General features: G+C 49.9%; 13 protein-coding genes. 5 read left to right on the top strand and 8 right to left on the bottom strand.

Features of this window, described 5'->3' with window-relative positions; all coding sequences use genetic code 11:
• Positions 1-51 precede the first annotated feature (51 nt).
• The 6 genes from secA to NG833_RS03225 all read right to left on the bottom strand — a co-directional run bounded on the left by secA (position 52) and on the right by NG833_RS03225 (position 7,910).
• Entirely contained in the window at positions 52-2,865 is a 2,814-nt protein-coding gene (secA, locus tag NG833_RS03250; protein ID WP_254563896.1) for a preprotein translocase subunit SecA, read from the bottom strand.
• 415 nt (positions 2,866-3,280) lie between these two features.
• Complete coding sequence (locus tag NG833_RS03245; RefSeq protein WP_254563895.1) at positions 3,281-3,514, bottom strand: hypothetical protein; 234 nt, start codon at positions 3,512-3,514, stop codon at positions 3,281-3,283.
• 314 nt (positions 3,515-3,828) lie between these two features.
• On the bottom strand, positions 3,829-4,371 hold the full coding sequence (locus NG833_RS03240) for a diheme cytochrome c (RefSeq protein ID WP_254563894.1): 543 nt from the start codon (positions 4,369-4,371) through the stop codon (positions 3,829-3,831).
• A 101-nt stretch (positions 4,372-4,472) separates the two neighbouring features.
• On the bottom strand, positions 4,473-5,384 hold the full coding sequence (locus tag NG833_RS03235; protein ID WP_254563893.1) for a MoxR family ATPase: 912 nt from the start codon (positions 5,382-5,384) through the stop codon (positions 4,473-4,475).
• Between the two features lie 373 nt (positions 5,385-5,757).
• Positions 5,758-6,807: a bifunctional riboflavin kinase/FAD synthetase gene (locus NG833_RS03230; protein ID WP_254563892.1), complete on the bottom strand. Its 1,050-nt coding sequence runs from the start codon at positions 6,805-6,807 to the stop codon at positions 5,758-5,760.
• Between the two features lie 200 nt (positions 6,808-7,007).
• A complete protein-coding gene (locus NG833_RS03225; protein WP_254563891.1) occupies positions 7,008-7,910 on the bottom strand; it encodes an MBL fold metallo-hydrolase in 903 nt (300 codons plus the stop codon).
• A gap of 1,863 nt (positions 7,911-9,773) precedes the next feature.
• On the opposite strand from NG833_RS03225, the gene NG833_RS03220 reads away from it, so the two are divergent.
• Together NG833_RS03220 and NG833_RS30295 are read left to right on the top strand one after the other, a co-directional pair.
• The gene (locus NG833_RS03220; RefSeq protein WP_254563890.1) at positions 9,774-11,699 is read left to right on the top strand and encodes a chloride channel protein; all 1,926 of its coding nucleotides are present in this window, start codon (positions 9,774-9,776) and stop codon (positions 11,697-11,699) included.
• Between the two features lie 746 nt (positions 11,700-12,445).
• Complete coding sequence (locus NG833_RS30295) at positions 12,446-12,574, top strand: hypothetical protein (RefSeq protein WP_256555805.1); 129 nt, start codon at positions 12,446-12,448, stop codon at positions 12,572-12,574.
• Positions 12,575-12,691: 117 nt separating this feature from the next.
• On the opposite strand, the gene NG833_RS03215 is transcribed toward NG833_RS30295, so the two are convergent.
• Positions 12,692-12,835: a hypothetical protein gene (locus NG833_RS03215; protein ID WP_254563889.1), complete on the bottom strand. Its 144-nt coding sequence runs from the start codon at positions 12,833-12,835 to the stop codon at positions 12,692-12,694.
• Positions 12,836-12,958: 123 nt separating this feature from the next.
• Complete coding sequence (locus tag NG833_RS03210) at positions 12,959-13,348, bottom strand: AbrB family transcriptional regulator (RefSeq protein ID WP_015150561.1); 390 nt, start codon at positions 13,346-13,348, stop codon at positions 12,959-12,961.
• Positions 13,349-14,252: 904 nt separating this feature from the next.
• Here NG833_RS03210 and NG833_RS03205 point away from each other — a divergent pair.
• The 3 genes from NG833_RS03205 (at position 14,253) to pyrR (ending at position 16,764) form a co-directional block, all read left to right on the top strand.
• Positions 14,253-14,696: an RrF2 family transcriptional regulator gene (locus NG833_RS03205; RefSeq protein WP_254563888.1), complete on the top strand. Its 444-nt coding sequence runs from the start codon at positions 14,253-14,255 to the stop codon at positions 14,694-14,696.
• 77 nt (positions 14,697-14,773) lie between these two features.
• Positions 14,774-15,793 carry an adenosylcobinamide-phosphate synthase CbiB gene (gene cbiB / locus NG833_RS03200; protein WP_254563887.1) on the top strand — a complete coding sequence of 340 codons (1,020 nt, stop codon included), beginning with the start codon at positions 14,774-14,776 and terminating at the stop codon, positions 15,791-15,793.
• Between the two features lie 431 nt (positions 15,794-16,224).
• The gene (gene pyrR, locus NG833_RS03195; RefSeq protein WP_254563886.1) at positions 16,225-16,764 is read left to right on the top strand and encodes a bifunctional pyr operon transcriptional regulator/uracil phosphoribosyltransferase PyrR; all 540 of its coding nucleotides are present in this window, start codon (positions 16,225-16,227) and stop codon (positions 16,762-16,764) included.
• Positions 16,765-17,215 lie beyond the last annotated feature (451 nt).

The raw sequence follows: 17,215 nt of genomic DNA, 5'->3' as shown, positions 1-17,215 counted from the left end.
GTTCCTTCCTTCCCAATCCACCGGGGGATTTAACCCCCGGCAAATCAACCTCTACCGTTCCGCCACAGCAGCTTGCGCTTGTTGCATTTGCGGCTGGAATTGGAACAATGAATAGACCACATTCCGACGAATCGCCGTCATCATGTCCAGGAACAACTCATACCCCTCACTCTTATACTCCAACAACGGATCTTTTTGACCGTAACTCCGCAACCCAACCGATTCTCGCAACGCATCCATTTGTTGCAAATGTTCCCGCCAAAGGGTATCAATTTGTTGCAGAATAAAGAACCGTTCCGCTTGTCGCATCAGTCCCGGTTGAATGCGATCGACCTGCGCCTCTTTCAAATCGTAAGCAATCCGGATTTGTTCCTGGAGGAACGTTTTAATTTCATCAATGGATAAGTCTTCCAATTGAGACGGTTCCAAATCCGCTAACAGGTAGACAAACTCTTTAACCTTATCCACCATTTGATCCAGTTGCCATTCTTCCGAGGGTAAATCGGGGTTGACATACGCTTCCACGATATCATCCATCGTTTGTTCCGCGTACTTAATCACCTGTTCTTTCAGGTCTAATCCTTCCAAAACTCGGCGACGTTCGGCATAGATGGCGCGCCGTTGGTTGTTCATCACCTCGTCATACTCAAACACCTGTTTCCGGATGTCGTAGTAGTAGGTTTCCACTTTTTTCTGTGCGCCTTCCAGGGAACGAGTCAGCATTTTAGACTCGATCGGCATATCTTCTTCCACCCGGAACATATTCATCATGGACTCGACGCGCTGACCGCCGAAAATCCGCAATAAGTTATCCTGTAAACTGAGGAAAAACTTCGTAGAACCCGGGTCGCCTTGCCGTCCGGCGCGTCCCCGTAATTGGTTATCAATCCGGCGGGATTCGTGCCGTTCAGTCCCGATGACGTGCAGTCCACCGAGTTGAATCACTTCTTGATGTTCACTGCTGGTAAACGTTTCGTATTCTTCGCGAATTCGGTTGTAGATATCCCGGAGTTTTTGAATTGCCGGGTCCTCGGTAGGAGCTTTTTCTGAGGCGACTGCCACTTTATCTTCCGCCTCTAATTCCGCCAGCTTCCGTTCCCCATATTGTTGGACTGCAAACTCTACCGCTTCCTTGAGTTGCTGTTCCGTTTCCCGAGAAAGTTGGGTGGGGAAAATTTGCGGGGAGACTTTCCAAGTTTTGACTTTCTTCTCAGAAGTTGCCGCAAACCCTTCCGGTTTATTGCGGGTATCGAGTCCAGCCACTTTAGGCGCATTTATATCCCCTTCTTCCTCCGGTCGCACAATGCGAGGTAGCAGGTATTCCCGCACTTTCAGACGGGCCATATATTCGGCATTACCGCCGAGAATGATATCGGTTCCGCGACCCGCCATGTTGGTGGCGATGGTAACGGCCCCTTTGCGACCCGCTTGGGCGACAATTTCCGACTCCCGTTCAACGTTTTCCGGTTTGGCGTTGAGCAGATTGTGAGGAACTTCCAGTTGATTCAGGAGTCTGCTGAGGACCTCGGATTTTTCAACACTGGTTGTACCCACCAATACCGGGCGTCCTGCTTGGTGCATTTCCGCACATTCTTGGGCGATGGATTTCCATTTCCCTTCTTCGCTTTTATACACAACGTCGGACATATCATAACGTTGGAGGGAGCGATTTGTGGGAATTACCGTCACTTGGAGGTTATAAATCCGCTCAAATTCTGCCTCTTCTGTCTTAGCGGTTCCGGTCATTCCGGCTAACTTAGGATACAACAGGAAAAAGTTTTGATAGGTAATGGTTGCCAGGGTTTGAGTTTCCGGTTGGATTTCCACTCGTTCTTTCGCCTCGATCGCCTGGTGCAATCCATCACTCCAGCGCCGTCCGGGCATCACCCGTCCGGTAAACTCATCCACAATCACCACTTCATCCTGCCGGACGATATAGTTAACATCCTTGATAAACAGTTCCTTGGCTTTAATCGCATTAAAAATATAATGCGCCCAAGGATCTGCCGGGTCATAAAGGTCCGTCACTCCCAATAATTCCTCAGCTTGGGCAAACCCTTCATCGGTCAACAGGATATTTCGGGCTTTTTCATCTACCTCATAATGCTCCTCAGCATTCAACGCCATCGCAATCTCCGTGGCGCGGGTATATTTCTCTGTGGGGCGTTCAATCTGCCCAGAAATAATCAAGGGGGTCCGCGCTTCATCCACGAGCACCGAGTCCACTTCATCGATGATGCAGTAGTTGAAGGGCCGCTGCACCACCTCTGCCATTGAGGTTGCCATATTATCCCGCAGATAGTCGAACCCGAGTTCGGAGTTGGTGCAGTAGGTGATATCGCAGGCGTAGTTTTTCTTGCGTTCCGTGGGGGACATTCCCTGTTGAATTAGTCCCACGCTTAACCCGAGGAACCGATGGACTTGTCCCATCCATTCCGCATCTCGTCGGGCGAGATAGTCGTTAACGGTGACGGCATGGACGCCTTTGCCATTTAATGCGTTTAAGTAAGCCGGTAAAGTGGAAACGAGGGTTTTCCCTTCCCCGGTTTTCATTTCGGCAATCTGCCCTTCGTGCAGGATGGTCCCCCCAAGCAACTGCACATCAAAATGTCTCATCCCCAAAACCCGCCTAGCGGCTTCTCGGACCACCGCAAAGGCTTCGGGGAGGATGTCATCCAGGATTTCTTTTTCTTGGGCGATGGTTTTGGCTTTAGAGAGCAGTTCTTTGAATTCTGCTGTCTTAGCCGTTAGTTGTTCATCGTCGAGGGCCTGGATTTCTTCTTCAAGGAGATTGATATCAACGACGGTGGGTTGATATTTTTTTAACTTGCGTGCGTTGGGGTCGCCTAGCAGATTTTTAAGCATATCAGGACAGTAGCGCTACTTTTAAGAGGGTTTGATTCAGCCAGTTTTATGTCCCGTATTTTACACAGCTTGGCTGACGGGAGTTGGAACTGATATGAATTTTATCATTTCTACCGAACGGATGAGGGAAGATGGGGGGGATTGGTCATTGGTCCTTGGTCATTTGTCATTTGTCATTGGTCCTTGGTCATTTGTCATTTGTCATTTGTCATTGGGGGAGATGGGGGGAGATTGGGGAGATTGGGGAGATTGGGGAGATTGGGGAAGTTCAACGTCCCGACTGAAGTCGTTCTCTTTTGTTCGTAGTAACGACTTCAGTCGTTACCGCGTTACTTGGCCAATGCCAAGTAACGCCCATCTCAGGCCCGCATCCAGTCCCCACCCAGGCAAGCGATAGACCCGGAGATTGCTGGGGTTATGGCGATCGCCATAACCCCAGAGCAACGACTGAAGTCGTTACTACAAACATGAAGCAGAGCAACGTCTTCAGTCGTTCTCTTTTGTTCGTAGTAACGACTTCAGTCGTTACCGCGTTACTTGGCCAATGCCAAGTAACGCCCATGTTAGGCCCTGCCTCCAGTCCCCAACCAGGCAAGCGATAGACCCGGAGATTGCTGGGGTTATGGCGATCGCCATAACCCCAGAGCAACGACTAAAGTCGTTACTACAAACAAGAAGCAGAGCAACGACAGCAAGTCGTTCTCTTAAGTTCGTAGTAACGACTTGCTGTCGTTACCGCGTTACTTGGCCAATGCCAAGTAACGCCCATCTCAGGCCCGCATCCAGTCCCCAACCAGGCAAGCGATAGACCCGGAGATTGCTGGGGTTATGGCGATCGCCATAACCCCAGAGCAACGACTAAAGTCGTTACTACAAACAAGAAGAAACAACTTCAATCGTGACACCGAATATCTTCCCCATCAACCAATGACAAATGACCAAGGACCAATGACCAATGACCAATCACTCAGCATTTTCCCACTCTGGGGTTAAGCTGCGAAAATTGTATTGTTCTGCACCAGGATGGCATTGGATGCAGGTTCTCAGGGTGAGGGACTCGGGGAGTTCAACTCTGGGATGGAGGGCTTTGAAATAGTTGGAGTCAGCGATGCGATACGGGATGGCTGTCTCGGGTGTTTGGAGGCGGGAGAAGAGTCTCAGGTAATTCCAAATTACTAGACGACCTGGATCGACGAGGCGTGGGATTTGGATGCCGTAGTGGTTGGGGTCTTGGATGATGTCTCGCCAGGTTTCGGTGGGGAAGATGGCTGGAGGGGGGGCGATATGGCAAGTGGCGCAGTTGTTGAGGTAGAGTTCTTGTCCGAGTTGCAAGGTTTCGGGGACAGGATCTACGGTAGGGATGCGCGGAGGCTCGATCGCCTCGGCGAGTTGCCAGGAGATGATGACACTCCAAAACAGGAGCAGTAGAAACAGGACGAAGGGCGATCGCACCCCCTGCCGTCGGAAGATTTTTGTTCTGATAAACCTTAATATCATGTTGATCATGGAGCGCAAATTGATAACTCAAGCTATCGGGACCCTAAATCATGTAGAGGCGATTCGCGAATCGCCCCTACATGACTTAGGGTAAGGCGTAAGTCCTACGGTTAAGGAATGGAAACCGATCGCAAGAGTTGCTCCACAATGGTTTTAGCACGTCGTCCCCCGGAAGGAATTAGGCGGTGGCAGAGGACATGAGGGGTTAACCATTTGACATCATCGGGAACAGCATAATCGCGACCCTCTAGAAAAGCCAGGGCTTGGGTGGCGCGTTGCAAGGCGAGGGCACCCCGGGGACTGACGCCGAGGGTAATATCCTCAGACTCTCGGGTAGCGCGGATTAAATTGACTATATATTGCTGCAAGGAGCGATCGACGCGCACCTGAGAACAAAGGCGTTGCAGTTCCAAGATTTCATCCAGTTCCAGGCAGGGTTGCAAGTCCCGGAAGTTAGACCCTTTGTGTTCCAGGCGCTGCAACATTTGCAGTTCTTCGGCTTCGCTAGGATACCCAATGGAAAAGGACAGGGTAAAGCGGTCCATTTGCGCTTCCGGTAAGGGAAAGGTACCTTGATACTCAATGGGGTTCTGAGTCGCAATCACAAAAAAGGGATGGGAAACGGTCCTCGGAACGCCATCGACGGTGACTTGTTGTTCTTCCATCACCTCTAACAAGGCCGACTGGGTGCGGGGGGTGGCCCGGTTAATTTCATCCGCCAGGAGGATATTGGTAAAGACGGGACCGGGGAGAAATTGAAACTCGCCGCTATTGGGATTCCAGATATTGGTTCCGGTGATATCGGTAGGTAAGAGGTCCGGGGTACATTGGATTCGTTTAAAGTCTCCGGCAATGGAACGCGCCAGAGATTTGGCAATCAAGGTTTTGCCGACGCCGGGGACATCTTCGAGCAAGGCATGGCCCCCGCTAAAGAGGGCCACGAGGACGAGGCGAATCGCATCGGTTTTACCGACAATGGTTTGACTGAGGTTGTGGGTTAGTTTTTCTACACGGTCTCTCATAATTCGCTCAATATCACCCAGGGTTATCTTGGTAAGATAGGTCTGTTAAAACCCGCAGGCTAAAGCCCGGAGGCTATACGGACGAAGCCTGCCTACGCAGGCTAAGAAAGAAAATCGAGTTTTAACAACCGGATTTGGTATTATTTTGGACTCGATGATCGGGCATGGAGAACAGATCCCTGTTACCAGCTTACGGTTAAACTGGGTGATACTCCATGCTGGTACTCATCGCTCTGTAAGAGAACTCAATATAAATAGCCCGCGCAGGCGGGCTTCGTTCGTATAGCCCCACCCTTGAGGGTGCGGGTCTTTCTGTGTAAGTCTAATATGAATAGCCCGCGCAGGAGAGGCTCTGTCCGTATAGCCCCACCCTTCAGGGTGCGGGTCTTTCTGGATTACTTAACAGGGTTCGGGCGCTGTCGCAGTCGGTTTGGATTTGGGCTTTGAGTTGGTCTAGGGAGTCAAATTTTTGTTGGGGACGCAAAAAATGCTCTAGGTGCAATGTTAAGGTTTTTCCATACAAATCCCCGGACCAGTCTAATAAATGGACTTCGACGGTGGGGGTGGCGATCGCATCGACAGTAGGACGAGTCCCGATATTCAAGGCTCCCATCAACCCGTTCTCTTCCCCCAGGCTGGATGCACCATAAACCCGCACGGCATAGACGCCGTGGCGGGGGAGAAATTTTTGCTCCGGGAGTTGCAGGTTGGCGGTGGGAAATCCAATGGTTCTACCAATCTGTTTTCCCTGCACGACTTCTCCAATCAGACTGTAGGGGCGTCCGAGAATGGAGTTGGCTTGTCTGAGGTTGCCTTCGAGGAGGGCTTCGCGAATGGCGGAACTGCTAATCCGATCGCCATTGGCCGTTTGTAAGGGAACCAGGTGAACAGTGACCCCGTGACGAGCGGCGATCGCCTTGAGTTCGGTAACCGTGCCTGAGCGTTGGCGTCCAAAACAAAAATCTTGCCCCACACTAATCTGTTGAGCGTTGAGCTGTCGCACCAGAATCTCTTCCACGAAGGCTTCCGGGGTCATATTGGCTAAATCCTGGTCAAAGGGCAGCAAAACGAGCTGTTGAACCCCGAGCGCTTCTAAATATTTGACCTTTTCACTCAGGGGGGTTAACAAACTCCGCCGTTGCCGGGAAAAAAATTCCTGGGGATGGGGATTAAAGGTAACGACGGTGGGGTAGGATTCTAACCCGAGTTCTTGGGCATTCTTCACCGATGCCTCGGGGTTGGGGGGGGAATTTTCCCCATAGCTTTCTCCCGTCAGAGGAGGGACAGAAAGCGGCTGACGGCGCAAGGACGGACGTAAAATAGGCTGCATGACCTGTCTGTGTCCCTGATGAATGCCATCAAAATTTCCCAGGGCAACAGAGGCGGGAGTCAGAGCCGTTGTTAGAGAAGAGGTAATCCACACAGTTTACATTTTGACACATAAATGGAAACTCCCCAAACTCTAGCCAAAATTTCTCCCGTGAAAATTCTGCTGATTTTGAAAATTATGTGGGGCGATCGCCCGTGATCTCGGGTGATGCTTCAGCAGCGACTGGACAATTCCATCTCTACCTCAGTGATGTTGAAGCCTCACCCGTTTGAGTTTAGACCGATCAATCTGGATTAGACCGAGGCTTTTGCCTGTTGCGCTTCGGGAACCGCTGGTTCTTCCCCGGGGGTAATTAACTGGACTGAGAGTCCCTCTCTTGCCATCAGGGAATTCGGAAACAGTTGAGCCGCTTGCTCCCCGATCCGATCTAGGAAATCATCATTATGTAAGGGGTCATGATGGAAAATTACCAGTCTTTTCACATTGGCTGCCTTAGCCACTTTGACCGCTTCCTGCCAGGTGGAATGTCCCCATCCGACTTTGCTGGAGGTGGGGGAGTTGTACTCATCATCGGTATAGGTCGCATCGTAAATCATGACATCGGCATCGCGAGCTAACCACAGGACATTTTCATCGAGGCGATCGGGAAAATGTTCTGTATCCGTAATGTACGCCGCTACATACCCGCGCCAGCTTACCCGATAGCCAACTGCCTCTCCGGGATGATTGAGGAGGGCATTTTCAACCTTAACCTCTCCAATTTGCACGACTTCGCCGATTTTGATATCGTTAAATTCCAGTTGAGCACCCATAATCTGCAACGGCACCGGAAAATTCGGGTGCAACATTTGATCGTTGAGGCGTTGCTCGATGGTGGCTCCATTCGGCGCGATTGCTCCATGAATGCGGAAGCGATTATTTTTAATAAAAGCCGGTACAAAAAAAGGAAACCCCTGGATATGATCCCAGTGGGAGTGCGTGAAAAACATCGAAGCTTTGACCGGCATCTGTGATAGCAGGGATAGTCCTAGAACCCTTAAGCCCGTCCCTCCATCAAAAATTAGGCGCTCACCACCCACTCGCATCTCAATGCAGGGTGTATTACCACCGTAGCGAACGGTTTCGGACCCGGGACAGGCTATGCTCCCTCGCACGCCCCAGAAGTGAACTGTGAATTGGTTTTGCATCTCTTGCATGGGTGTATTTCGCTTGTAGTCGCAATGGGGTCTATGAGTCAGGTTGTACGTTTCGGCTAAATCTCTAAGAAGGAGAAAATAGAGGTAACTATATTCAAAGTTAACCCGGTTTTAGAAACTTATGGCAGCATTCTCCTGTTATACCCGAAAAAGTGGAAATTCGGATGAATGTCACAAACTTATTTAACAATTTCAAACTCCTTGGGTTCTAAGGATTGACTTGGGTGGGGTTCTGTGGGTTCTTTGATTGAGTTTTCACTCCGTGGAAACTCGGATGGAGGTATCCTCTGCGATCGCAATTTGCCTTCTTTTGCCTTCTATTGAAGGGTCTTGCGGCTGCGGTCTTTGCATCGGTGGGTGATTGACTGCCGGGGTGATGAGTTCAATCCCTAATCACTCCTGGCGCTTCACCCACGTCCGATGACGGAGCATTTTGAGATCAGATTTCCCGTCACCCGGTTTACCCTATAAGGGATTGAATGCTCACGGTTACTCCGGATTTAGCTTGGGGGTGGCGATCGCCATCTGGGTTAATGTCCTGGGGGAGAGTTCACTCCACCCTGGCTGACCCCAAAAGAAACACTCCCTTTCACCCTTGATCGGTTCGGAACCCTGGCGCTGCACTCATACTGCCCTCCCTATTCCTTCAAGGCTCCAAAAAGGCCAGGACTCTGCTCTAGCTGGGGTCAAACCGGGCGAATTTGCGGAACACCCTCTCCCCTGGGGGAGAGTTCTCCCCGTGGGAACGGGTAAATCGCCCCATTTTCCTGATGAAAATTGAACCCTAGGGGGGACCTGATGCCCGAGGGTGTCTAAGGCTATCCCTGTGCCTTGCTTTCCCCTATTTCTACTCTCATTCTACTCTAACAAGATTGATAGACAAAGACTGAGATTAATTGTAAATATTTTGTGTTTTAAATCGGTGTCCCCTTGCGTTCATCGGCTTAAACCCCTTTTGCTCTTTGAGCTTTTTAAGCTCAGGAAGTGTTGGCACTTGTTAATAAAAATTTGGACAAGGCGCTTTGAATCCATTCTGCTGTGCCTTGTTGAATCCAAGTTTGATTCCTGGGTAGCTTGAGCTGACCCGGTGACGATCCGATCTCGCCCCGACGTTCCATCTATCAAAGGACTGGCCTGAGTCCGGTCTCCTGGGCCGGAGCGTGGAATTGCATTGTCTTGACCATTATTATATAACAGGTTGAGTTCAGACTGGGGTCGAGGGTAAAGTTGAATTAACTGTGCAGTCCTGACTCAATGGGGAGGAGATTGTCCGGATTTTTCTAAAATTTGGCGATTAAATTAGCTTAAAAATCAGATATTATAAAATATAGCCAGACTGATTTCTCCCTTTTGACCTTCGGTAATTGGCGATGAACGAGATTGCAGAATCGATTCAAGCTCAAACTGTCCGCATCGACTGCGATCGCCCCGAAGGACTGGGCAATCCGTCCGCATCCCTACAATCCGCTCAGAATCCAGGATAGCTAGAACTGTAAGCCCGGATTGGGGCGAAGCGGTGGCAATTTGACAGCATCTGGCTGAATTCAACAAAAACTCCCCCCTGAATCTTCAGAGGGTTTGGTTTCCAAACCCCTACAAGAAACAACGATTTTTCGTGATTAAATTTGCCATCTTGACAGAGCTACTGTTCAAGACTCCCGAGAATTCCTGTCCAGAGTTCAGAGCAACGCTCACTCAACCGGGGCCAAAATTGCCGGGGCCAACTGGGCCTTGATAGGGCAGGGAAAGAGAATTCACTATTGTTCCAAAAAACCGCAGTCAAGAGCGTTCCAGGGTCTGTGGAAAATGAGAAAATAGTAACAAAAGTTAAAACTTTCCACATTTTCACCGCATCGTGATTTCATGACAGCCCTCCCTCCCTCCGATTTGTTACGTCCTGGGCAAGCCCCTCCTGCCCCTTCCAAGTCCTCCCTCACGAGTTTTCTGAACCGATTGCAGCCCACCCCAGAAACGGTTGTGCTTCTGTTGGCCGTCTTCATTGGCACTAGCACCGGGATGGGAATCGTCACCTTTCACTACCTGATTCACCTGATCCATACCCTGATGCTGGAGGATGTCATGGGCATCATTTCCCCAGCGGGACCTTGGACCTTGGCTTGTATTCCGGCCCTAGGGGGTGCCGTGGTGGGGTTGATGCGCTGGCATCGGCCCGATTTTGGTCCAGGCATTTCGGCGTTAATTGCCGCAACTCAGGGCCTGCGGGAACTGCTACCCCTAAGACCTGTGACAAAAATGGTAGCGGCGTCGGTGTCCTTGGGGACCGGGGCCTCTTTAGGGCCGGAAGGACCCAGCGTGGAAATTGGGGCGAATTTTGGGATGCTGTTGGGGGAAGTGCTGCAAGTGTCGCGAGAACGTCAGCGCTTACTCTTGGGTGCCGGTGCAGCAGCGGGATTGGCAGCAGGATTTAATGCCCCGATCGCCGGAGTGTTTTTTGCCTTGGAGGTGGTCCTGGGGACGACCTTTGCCACTTCGGCGGTGAGTGTGGTGTTGCTGGCAGCAGTGGTGGCGGCGTTAATTGCTCAAATTGGCTTGGGTTCTCAACCCGCTTTTACTCTACCCATGTATGAGGTGCGTTCTCCCTTGGAACTCCCCCTGTATTTGGGCTTGGGTTTATTGGCCGCAGGAGTCTCGATCGCCTTTACAGAGACGATTCAATTCGCCCGTCGCTGCTTTCGCGGAGAGGTGGCGCTAGTCAGATGGCTAGGGCGAATTCCTCGCCCGATTCATCCGGCGATCGGCGGAGTGGCGGTGGGGTTGGTGGCCCTGCAATGGCCCCAAATCCTGGGAATTGGCTATGAAACGGTAGAGGCAATGCTTCAGGATGTGGAGTTTTCCCTGCCGTTGTTAGTCGCCCTACTGGTGGTCAAGTTGGGGATAACGGCGTTCTGTCAAGGGAGTGGGTTGGTGGGAGGGGTATTTGCTCCCGCGATGTTTTTGGGGGCTTCCTTGGGTTCCGCTTATGGGAAAGTTTTAGCTGCCAATTTACCGGCGATCGCCCCTCATATTGCCGCCCCTCCTGCATACGCAATGGTGGGAATGGCTGCGGTATTGGCGGGAACCGCTAAAGCACCCCTGACGGCTATTTTATTGCTGTTTGAACTCACAAGGGATTATCGGATTGTGCTGCCTTTGATGGCGGCAGTGGGTTTGGCCGCTTGGTTAGTAGAAGGGTCAAAGGTTCGCCATGATTCGGAGTTGAATCCAGAACAGATGGGGTTTAATGTTGCTCCCGATCGCAATGTAGAGATTTTACAACAAATGTCTGTAGCGGAAGCGATGCATGAGTCTTGGGTGATGTTGAAGGATACTCAGTCGGTGTTGGAGGCGGGGTTAGCTTTAACTCAGGGGAGGTCTTACAGTGCTTTGGTGTTTGATTCCACCGATCGCCTGATTGGAATTGTTAGTTTACAGGATATTGAACGGGCGATCGCCTTGGGAAAACGACCGGGAAGTCCCCTGGTAGAATCGGACTCAGGGGCAGTTCCTTGGATGGAACAGGCGATCGCCGAGATTTGTACCCGAGAAGTTTTGTATGCCTATCCCGATGAGTTGCTGAGTGAAGCGTTAGACCGCATGGCGGCCCGAGGATTGCGACAATTGCCTGTGGTAGACCCGGATGATCCGCATCGGGTGTTAGGGTTGCTCGATCGCGAGGGGATTTCTTTAGCTGGCAATGTTGCGGCTGTTTCTGAAGCGTTGGCATTTTATGTATTGCTGTCCAATGCTACATCGTCTCGGGAGTTATCCCAAGGCGATCGGGCCGCTTAGGGGATTCTACATTATCAAATCTTGGATATAGCAATGTTGTGATTTCAAGTAATTGTCATGTGGGCATTGCCCACCTGAATTACGGTGGGCAATGCCCACATGACAATTACTCAAGTCTGGGTAGGGAAGTGCGATCGCCTTGAAATGTGCCTTGTTTGGGGTTGGGTTATTGATTTCTAATCGGGGTTGTAGGGGGATTAACGGTTCCTAAATTTTGGGTAGAGTTGGGGTTGATGTGGCGGTGGCGAGGAAAGATTGTTGGGGGTTGTGACCCATCAGGATAGTCTTGCAATGGTCCTGAACCTGCAATCGCGGTGGATCATCAATTTTTCTCAACCCTTCTGTTGAAGGCAATCTATATATGTCAGGTAGCGATCGCGACAATTACTCGGATTGGCGACCTCAATGGAGGGGGAGAGGGGTTGGTGAATCGTCAAGAAATCCCCCTCTAGGGGAATAGACGGTGAGGATGGTCAGGGTGATATTTATGTTACGGACTACAGCATCGCCTGGAGGGTACAGGGGAGGGAATCGGCTGATGCAATCAGCTTGTTCGCGATCGCCTGATTTGAATTAACGGACCCGCGAGAATGCTAATCCCGCCCTTATCCCGGTTTGACAACGGAACTCCTAGGATTTTTTCAGAAAACTGAATAGTTTTTGAGGGATTTATCGGGGTTTCCTCGGATCCTTTGTCTGAGATTGAAGGATAGACCGAGGGAACGAAGTGGGTTAAAAATTGATGAATGGATTTACGGGGTGGTGCGGGTCCGGAAGAGATGCGATCGCCAAACCAGGGCTTTTTTGCCGGGGCGATCGAGACACAGACCTGTTCATCTCCCGGCCAATGGATGACCTGGGAACTGATAGATTAACCCCCCATCCAACACCCGCCCCAACACTTCTTCTCTTGAGGGTGATGGAATAGAAAGCGAGGGTGCGGTTATGGCGGGACGGAAAGCCAAATTAGAACTGTGAATCCACTGAGATTGCTACCGAGAGGACTGACGGTATTGAATTAGTTTGGCCTTGACTTCAGGAGGCATAAACAGCACTGGGCTGAATTCCTGAGAACTAGATGCGGCAAGGATTTTGGCACTTGCCGCCGCCCCAAACCAAGCGTCAGAATTACTCAAGAGACTAGGTAAGGGTTGAAAAGCAACCCTCTTTATCCTCTACCCGATGAGTCGGCTTTCTGTCGCTTGTTGAACTGCGGCGACCTGACTGGCATGAGCCGTTACAGAATCGCCGTCTGGAACTCATTCGTCGTCAGAATCTTTATCGATTTGGCGCAGGTGAATATGTTTGCGTCCTAGGGAAATTTCAAATTCATCACCCGGATTGAGATCCATTTGCTTGGTGTAAGCCGATCCGATCAGTAAGTTGCCATTTGACTGGACGCTAATCCGATAACTGGCACTGCGTCCACCACGACCTTGACCATTTTGCTTGCCATCGAGTTCAATACCCTCAGCATCAATCAGGGCATTGAGGAATTTCATCATATTGACGCGCTCTACCCCATTTTTTGTAACGGTGTAGTAGCCGCACTCTCTGGCTTTTTCTTCTTTGCTGAGGTTCTCTAGATCTTTGACTTTCTGGAGAAGATCTTCACCAACTAGGGGTTCCATCTTTTTCTTTTTACTCATTGACTTACAACGACCGCCATGAACAATAGGTCTAACGAGTTCTATTTTAACTGAGTGTTGCTAAAAATTAGAACTTTTTTTTCAGGCAGTCAGGTTATTAAACTATATTACACGAATCAGATTGGATAGTCACTAGATTTTTACCCGATCTGTGACATCAGGAATCGTTAAGGCTTTACTGGAATCGGCAAACGTGAGTGATAGCTAGGGGTGGACTGATAAGAGGTACTGCCCGGTACAAGTCGAATTGACCCTAACCTATCTGAGGATAGAAAGGGGACAGGGGTGAATGGTGGCCTAAAGATCGTAATGATAAACGAGAGGAGCTTCGTCGAAGGAAGGTAATGGTCTCGAATCGAGTTGTTCAAGGGCAGATGAAAGAAGCACGATGGATTGAAGAAGGGGTTAACATCGGTCACTTATCTGGGAAATAGCCACTGTGCTAACTGAATCCTAACTTGAAGCGTTTTCCAAGAGAATGAGCGAGTAAGGGTAGAGTTAGAGGGGCATCATGAGGCGTTCAAGGGTTACGTTTAAAAGCTTGAGTCCGGTTTCAGTCCGCTTGATGAGGGAGGTTTGGATTGGGGCTGATGTCATCTTATGCCAATCAGAATCAATTTAGGAAGGGTTGGGTTAACCGGAGGCAGATTTTGTTTGTAAAGGTTGCTTCTAGTGAAGAAAAATGATGTCAGCATCCTTCATTAGAGTCTTGACGTCATCGCTTTTTTACTATATAGACGACATAGAAGGCAAAGTCTGTAAATGCTGGAGGGACAGGGATCCCCGGGTGAGGGGAGAGGTAAGCATCTGATGAAGGGAGCAGAATATTTTCAATATAAATCCCTCTTGCGGTTGAAAAGGGTTATAACCAAGTTTTGATGCACTATCAGATTCTATTCAAGGGATGAAGCTAACAACCCGAGGACACTATAGCGTGAAGGCGCTGCTTGATTTGAGTTTACAGCCACAGTTTGGCCCAACTTCTGTAAAAGCGATCGCCGATCGCCAAGATTTACCCGCCCCTTATCTGGAAAAATTATTGATGGAAATGCGGCGCGCGGGTTTAGTCAAATCCCTGCGCGGTGCCACCGGCGGTTATCAACTCGCCCGACATCCGGCACAAATCTCTCTAGGTCAAATTCTAGAAGCGGTGGGAGAAACAATTGAGCCTTTACCGAGATCCTCCCCGGATAGCGAACAAGCGGAGGATTGGGTCACCGATCGCCTCTGGAATCAATTGCACCAAAAGTTGAAGGAATCTCTCTATAGCATTTCCCTCGAAGATTTGTACTTTGATGCCAGAAGTTGGCAAGCGTACCAAGAAGAAGAAACCAATTTTGTGGTATAGCCAGTTCCCACGGAAAATGAGTGTTTTGACTCAGATTGAAGCCAAACGCACCGATCGCTAATAATATAGATGAGTTAATGTCCTCACCCATAAGGTTAGCTGTATCAATCGTGCAACCCACAGAATTTGCACTGGGCGTTCTAGCGATCGCCGCTTATCTGGATTTTTTGATTGGTGACCCCTGGGGTTGGCCCCATCCAGTTCAATGCATGGGTTGGGTGATTTCTCACTATAGCCAATGGGTTTTAAACCGCTGGAAACATCCGGTTATTCGCCGAATTGCAGGCATTATTCTGGCGACTGGGACAGTCGCCGCCACCGGATTAATCGGATGGGGAATGATTCAGGGGTCCTATTATTTGCATCCTTTATTGGGATTGGCGATCGAAAGTATCCTCCTCGCCAGTTGTTTCGCGGGTCGCAGTTTAAGAACCGCTGCAGAAACCGTCTTAGCACCCCTAACCGACTGCGATTTAGCAACAGCGCGTCAAAAATTAAGTCTATATGTAGGCAGAGATACAGACAATCTCAGCGAATCTGAAGTGATGCGCGCCGTCTTAGAAACCGTGACCGAAAATGCCGTAGATGGCGTCATGGCTCCCTTATTTTATGCGATCGCCGGGTCCATAATTTTTCATATTGGGCCCTTACCCTTAGCCTTCGCCTATAAAGCTGCCAGTACCCTCGATTCAATGGTCGGTTATCGGGATGAACCCTATACCGATTTAGGATGGTGTAGCGCCAAACTCGAAGACATTCTCACCTGGTTTCCCTGTCGCTTAACCGTCATTACCTTGGGACTATTAAGCAACTTCCTCCCAGAGATTTGGCGAATCTGTCAACGGGATGCCACCCAAGACCCCAGTCCCAATTCCGGTTGGAGTGAATGCACCTATGCGGTTATCCTCGGTGTCCAACTCGGTGGCATCAATTACTATCGCGGCATCCCTAAACCCAAACCCCTCTTAAATACCCCCCTCAATCCCATCACCCCACACCGCATTCACCAAGCCATGTTACTCACCCGATGGTGCTTTTTAACGTGGTTAAGCATCACCATCAGTTGCTGGTTCCTGTCCACTCAATTTCTAGGCTGATAACCGGGAGATGGGGAGGATGGGGAGGATGGGGGAGAATTGGTGGAATTATCTTAGTTTGTAGTAACGACTTCAGTCGTTCTTAATCGTTTGTAGTAACGACTTCAGTCGTTCTTAATCGTTTGTAGTAACGACTTCAGTCGTTCTTAATCGTTTGTAGTAACGACTTCAGTCGTTCTTAATCGTTTGTAGTAACGACTTCAGTCGTTATCTTAGTTTGTAGCTATTGCCCATTTCATACAAAATGCTCGCACTCCAAAATTGTAGGCGAATAACTGAGGGAAACGCCAAAACTGACAAAAACTAAATAAAGCGCACTGATATACCTTGTGCACCTCCCCAATCTCCCCAATCTCCCCAATCTCCGGCAACCCCTAACCAAATCTCCCAATCTGCGCTATCAATAATAAAGTCTTCCATCCAGACTTGACATGAATGCTAACGTGATTGAAATCCTCTCCGCAGAAGAACTGCGCCGGACTGTGACCCGTCTGGCGTCCCAGATTGTGGAACGGTCCAATGATTTGTCAGAATTGGTGCTGATCGGCATTTACACCCGAGGGGTTCCCTTCGCGCATCTGTTGGCGAGTCAGATTGAACTTTTAGAACAGATTCAGGTGCCGGTGGGTGCTTTAGATATTACATTTTATCGAGATGATTTGGATAATATTGGGATGCGAACTCCGGCAAAAACGGAGATGCCGTTTGATTTGACGGGGAAGGAGGTGATGTTGGTGGATGATGTGATTTTCAAGGGTCGCACGATTCGCGCTGCCTTGGATGCGATCGCCGATTATGGCAGACCCTCTCTGATTCGGTTGGCAGTCCTAGTCGATCGCGGTCATCGGGAAGTTCCCATTCATCCGGATTTCATCGGCAAAACTCTCCCCACGGCAAAGGAGGAACAGGTTAAGGTCTATTTCAATGAGGTAGACGATCGCGATGGGGTGGAATTGATTAAGGTGATGTGAAGGGTGAAGATAGGGAGGAGGGGGAAAATGTTCGTAGTAACGACTTCAGTCGTTACCGCGTGACGAAAGCGGATGCTTTCGTCACGCCCTCCTTTGGAAGCGTAACCTCCAGTCCCCGGGGTGGAATTGATTAAGGTTATTTGAAGGGGGAGGATGGGGAGGATGTTCGTAGTAACGACTTCAGTCGTTACCGCGTGACGAAAGCGGATGCTTTCGTCACGCCCTCCTTTGGAAGCGTAACCTCCAGTCCCCAAATAGCTAATTAATCCGCTCATGGATAAGTGTCATGGCGTCCGCCATGACACGAGAGCAACGACTGAAGTCGTTACTACGAACAATTGGAACGACTGAAGTCGTTACTACGAACAATTGGAACGACTGAAGTCGTTACTACGAACAATTGGAACGACTGAAGTCGTTACTACGAACAATTGGAACGACTGAAGTCGTT

The organism is Oscillatoria sp. HE19RPO (assembly GCF_024220515.1).
In the GTDB taxonomy this organism is placed as follows: Bacteria; Cyanobacteriota; Cyanobacteriia; order Cyanobacteriales; family Laspinemataceae; genus Laspinema.
The sequence above is the reverse complement of the archived record's forward strand: the minus strand, read 5'-3'. Positions and strand labels throughout refer to the sequence as shown.

Coding starts and splice junctions, on each gene's coding strand:
- secA (WP_254563896.1), bottom strand. CDS start 2,865: ATGCTTAAAAATCTGCTAGGCGACCCCAACGCACGCAAGTTAAAAAAA.
- NG833_RS03240 (WP_254563894.1), bottom strand. CDS start 4,371: ATGATCAACATGATATTAAGGTTTATCAGAACAAAAATCTTCCGACGG.
- NG833_RS03235 (WP_254563893.1), bottom strand. CDS start 5,384: ATGAGAGACCGTGTAGAAAAACTAACCCACAACCTCAGTCAAACCATT.
- NG833_RS03225 (WP_254563891.1), bottom strand. CDS start 7,910: ATGCAAGAGATGCAAAACCAATTCACAGTTCACTTCTGGGGCGTGCGA.
- NG833_RS03220 (WP_254563890.1), top strand. CDS start 9,774: ATGACAGCCCTCCCTCCCTCCGATTTGTTACGTCCTGGGCAAGCCCCT.
- NG833_RS30295 (WP_256555805.1), top strand. CDS start 12,446: ATGGATTTACGGGGTGGTGCGGGTCCGGAAGAGATGCGATCGCCAAAC.
- NG833_RS03210 (WP_015150561.1), bottom strand. CDS start 13,348: ATGAGTAAAAAGAAAAAGATGGAACCCCTAGTTGGTGAAGATCTTCTC.
- NG833_RS03205 (WP_254563888.1), top strand. CDS start 14,253: ATGAAGCTAACAACCCGAGGACACTATAGCGTGAAGGCGCTGCTTGAT.
- cbiB (WP_254563887.1), top strand. CDS start 14,774: ATGTCCTCACCCATAAGGTTAGCTGTATCAATCGTGCAACCCACAGAA.
- pyrR (WP_254563886.1), top strand. CDS start 16,225: ATGAATGCTAACGTGATTGAAATCCTCTCCGCAGAAGAACTGCGCCGG.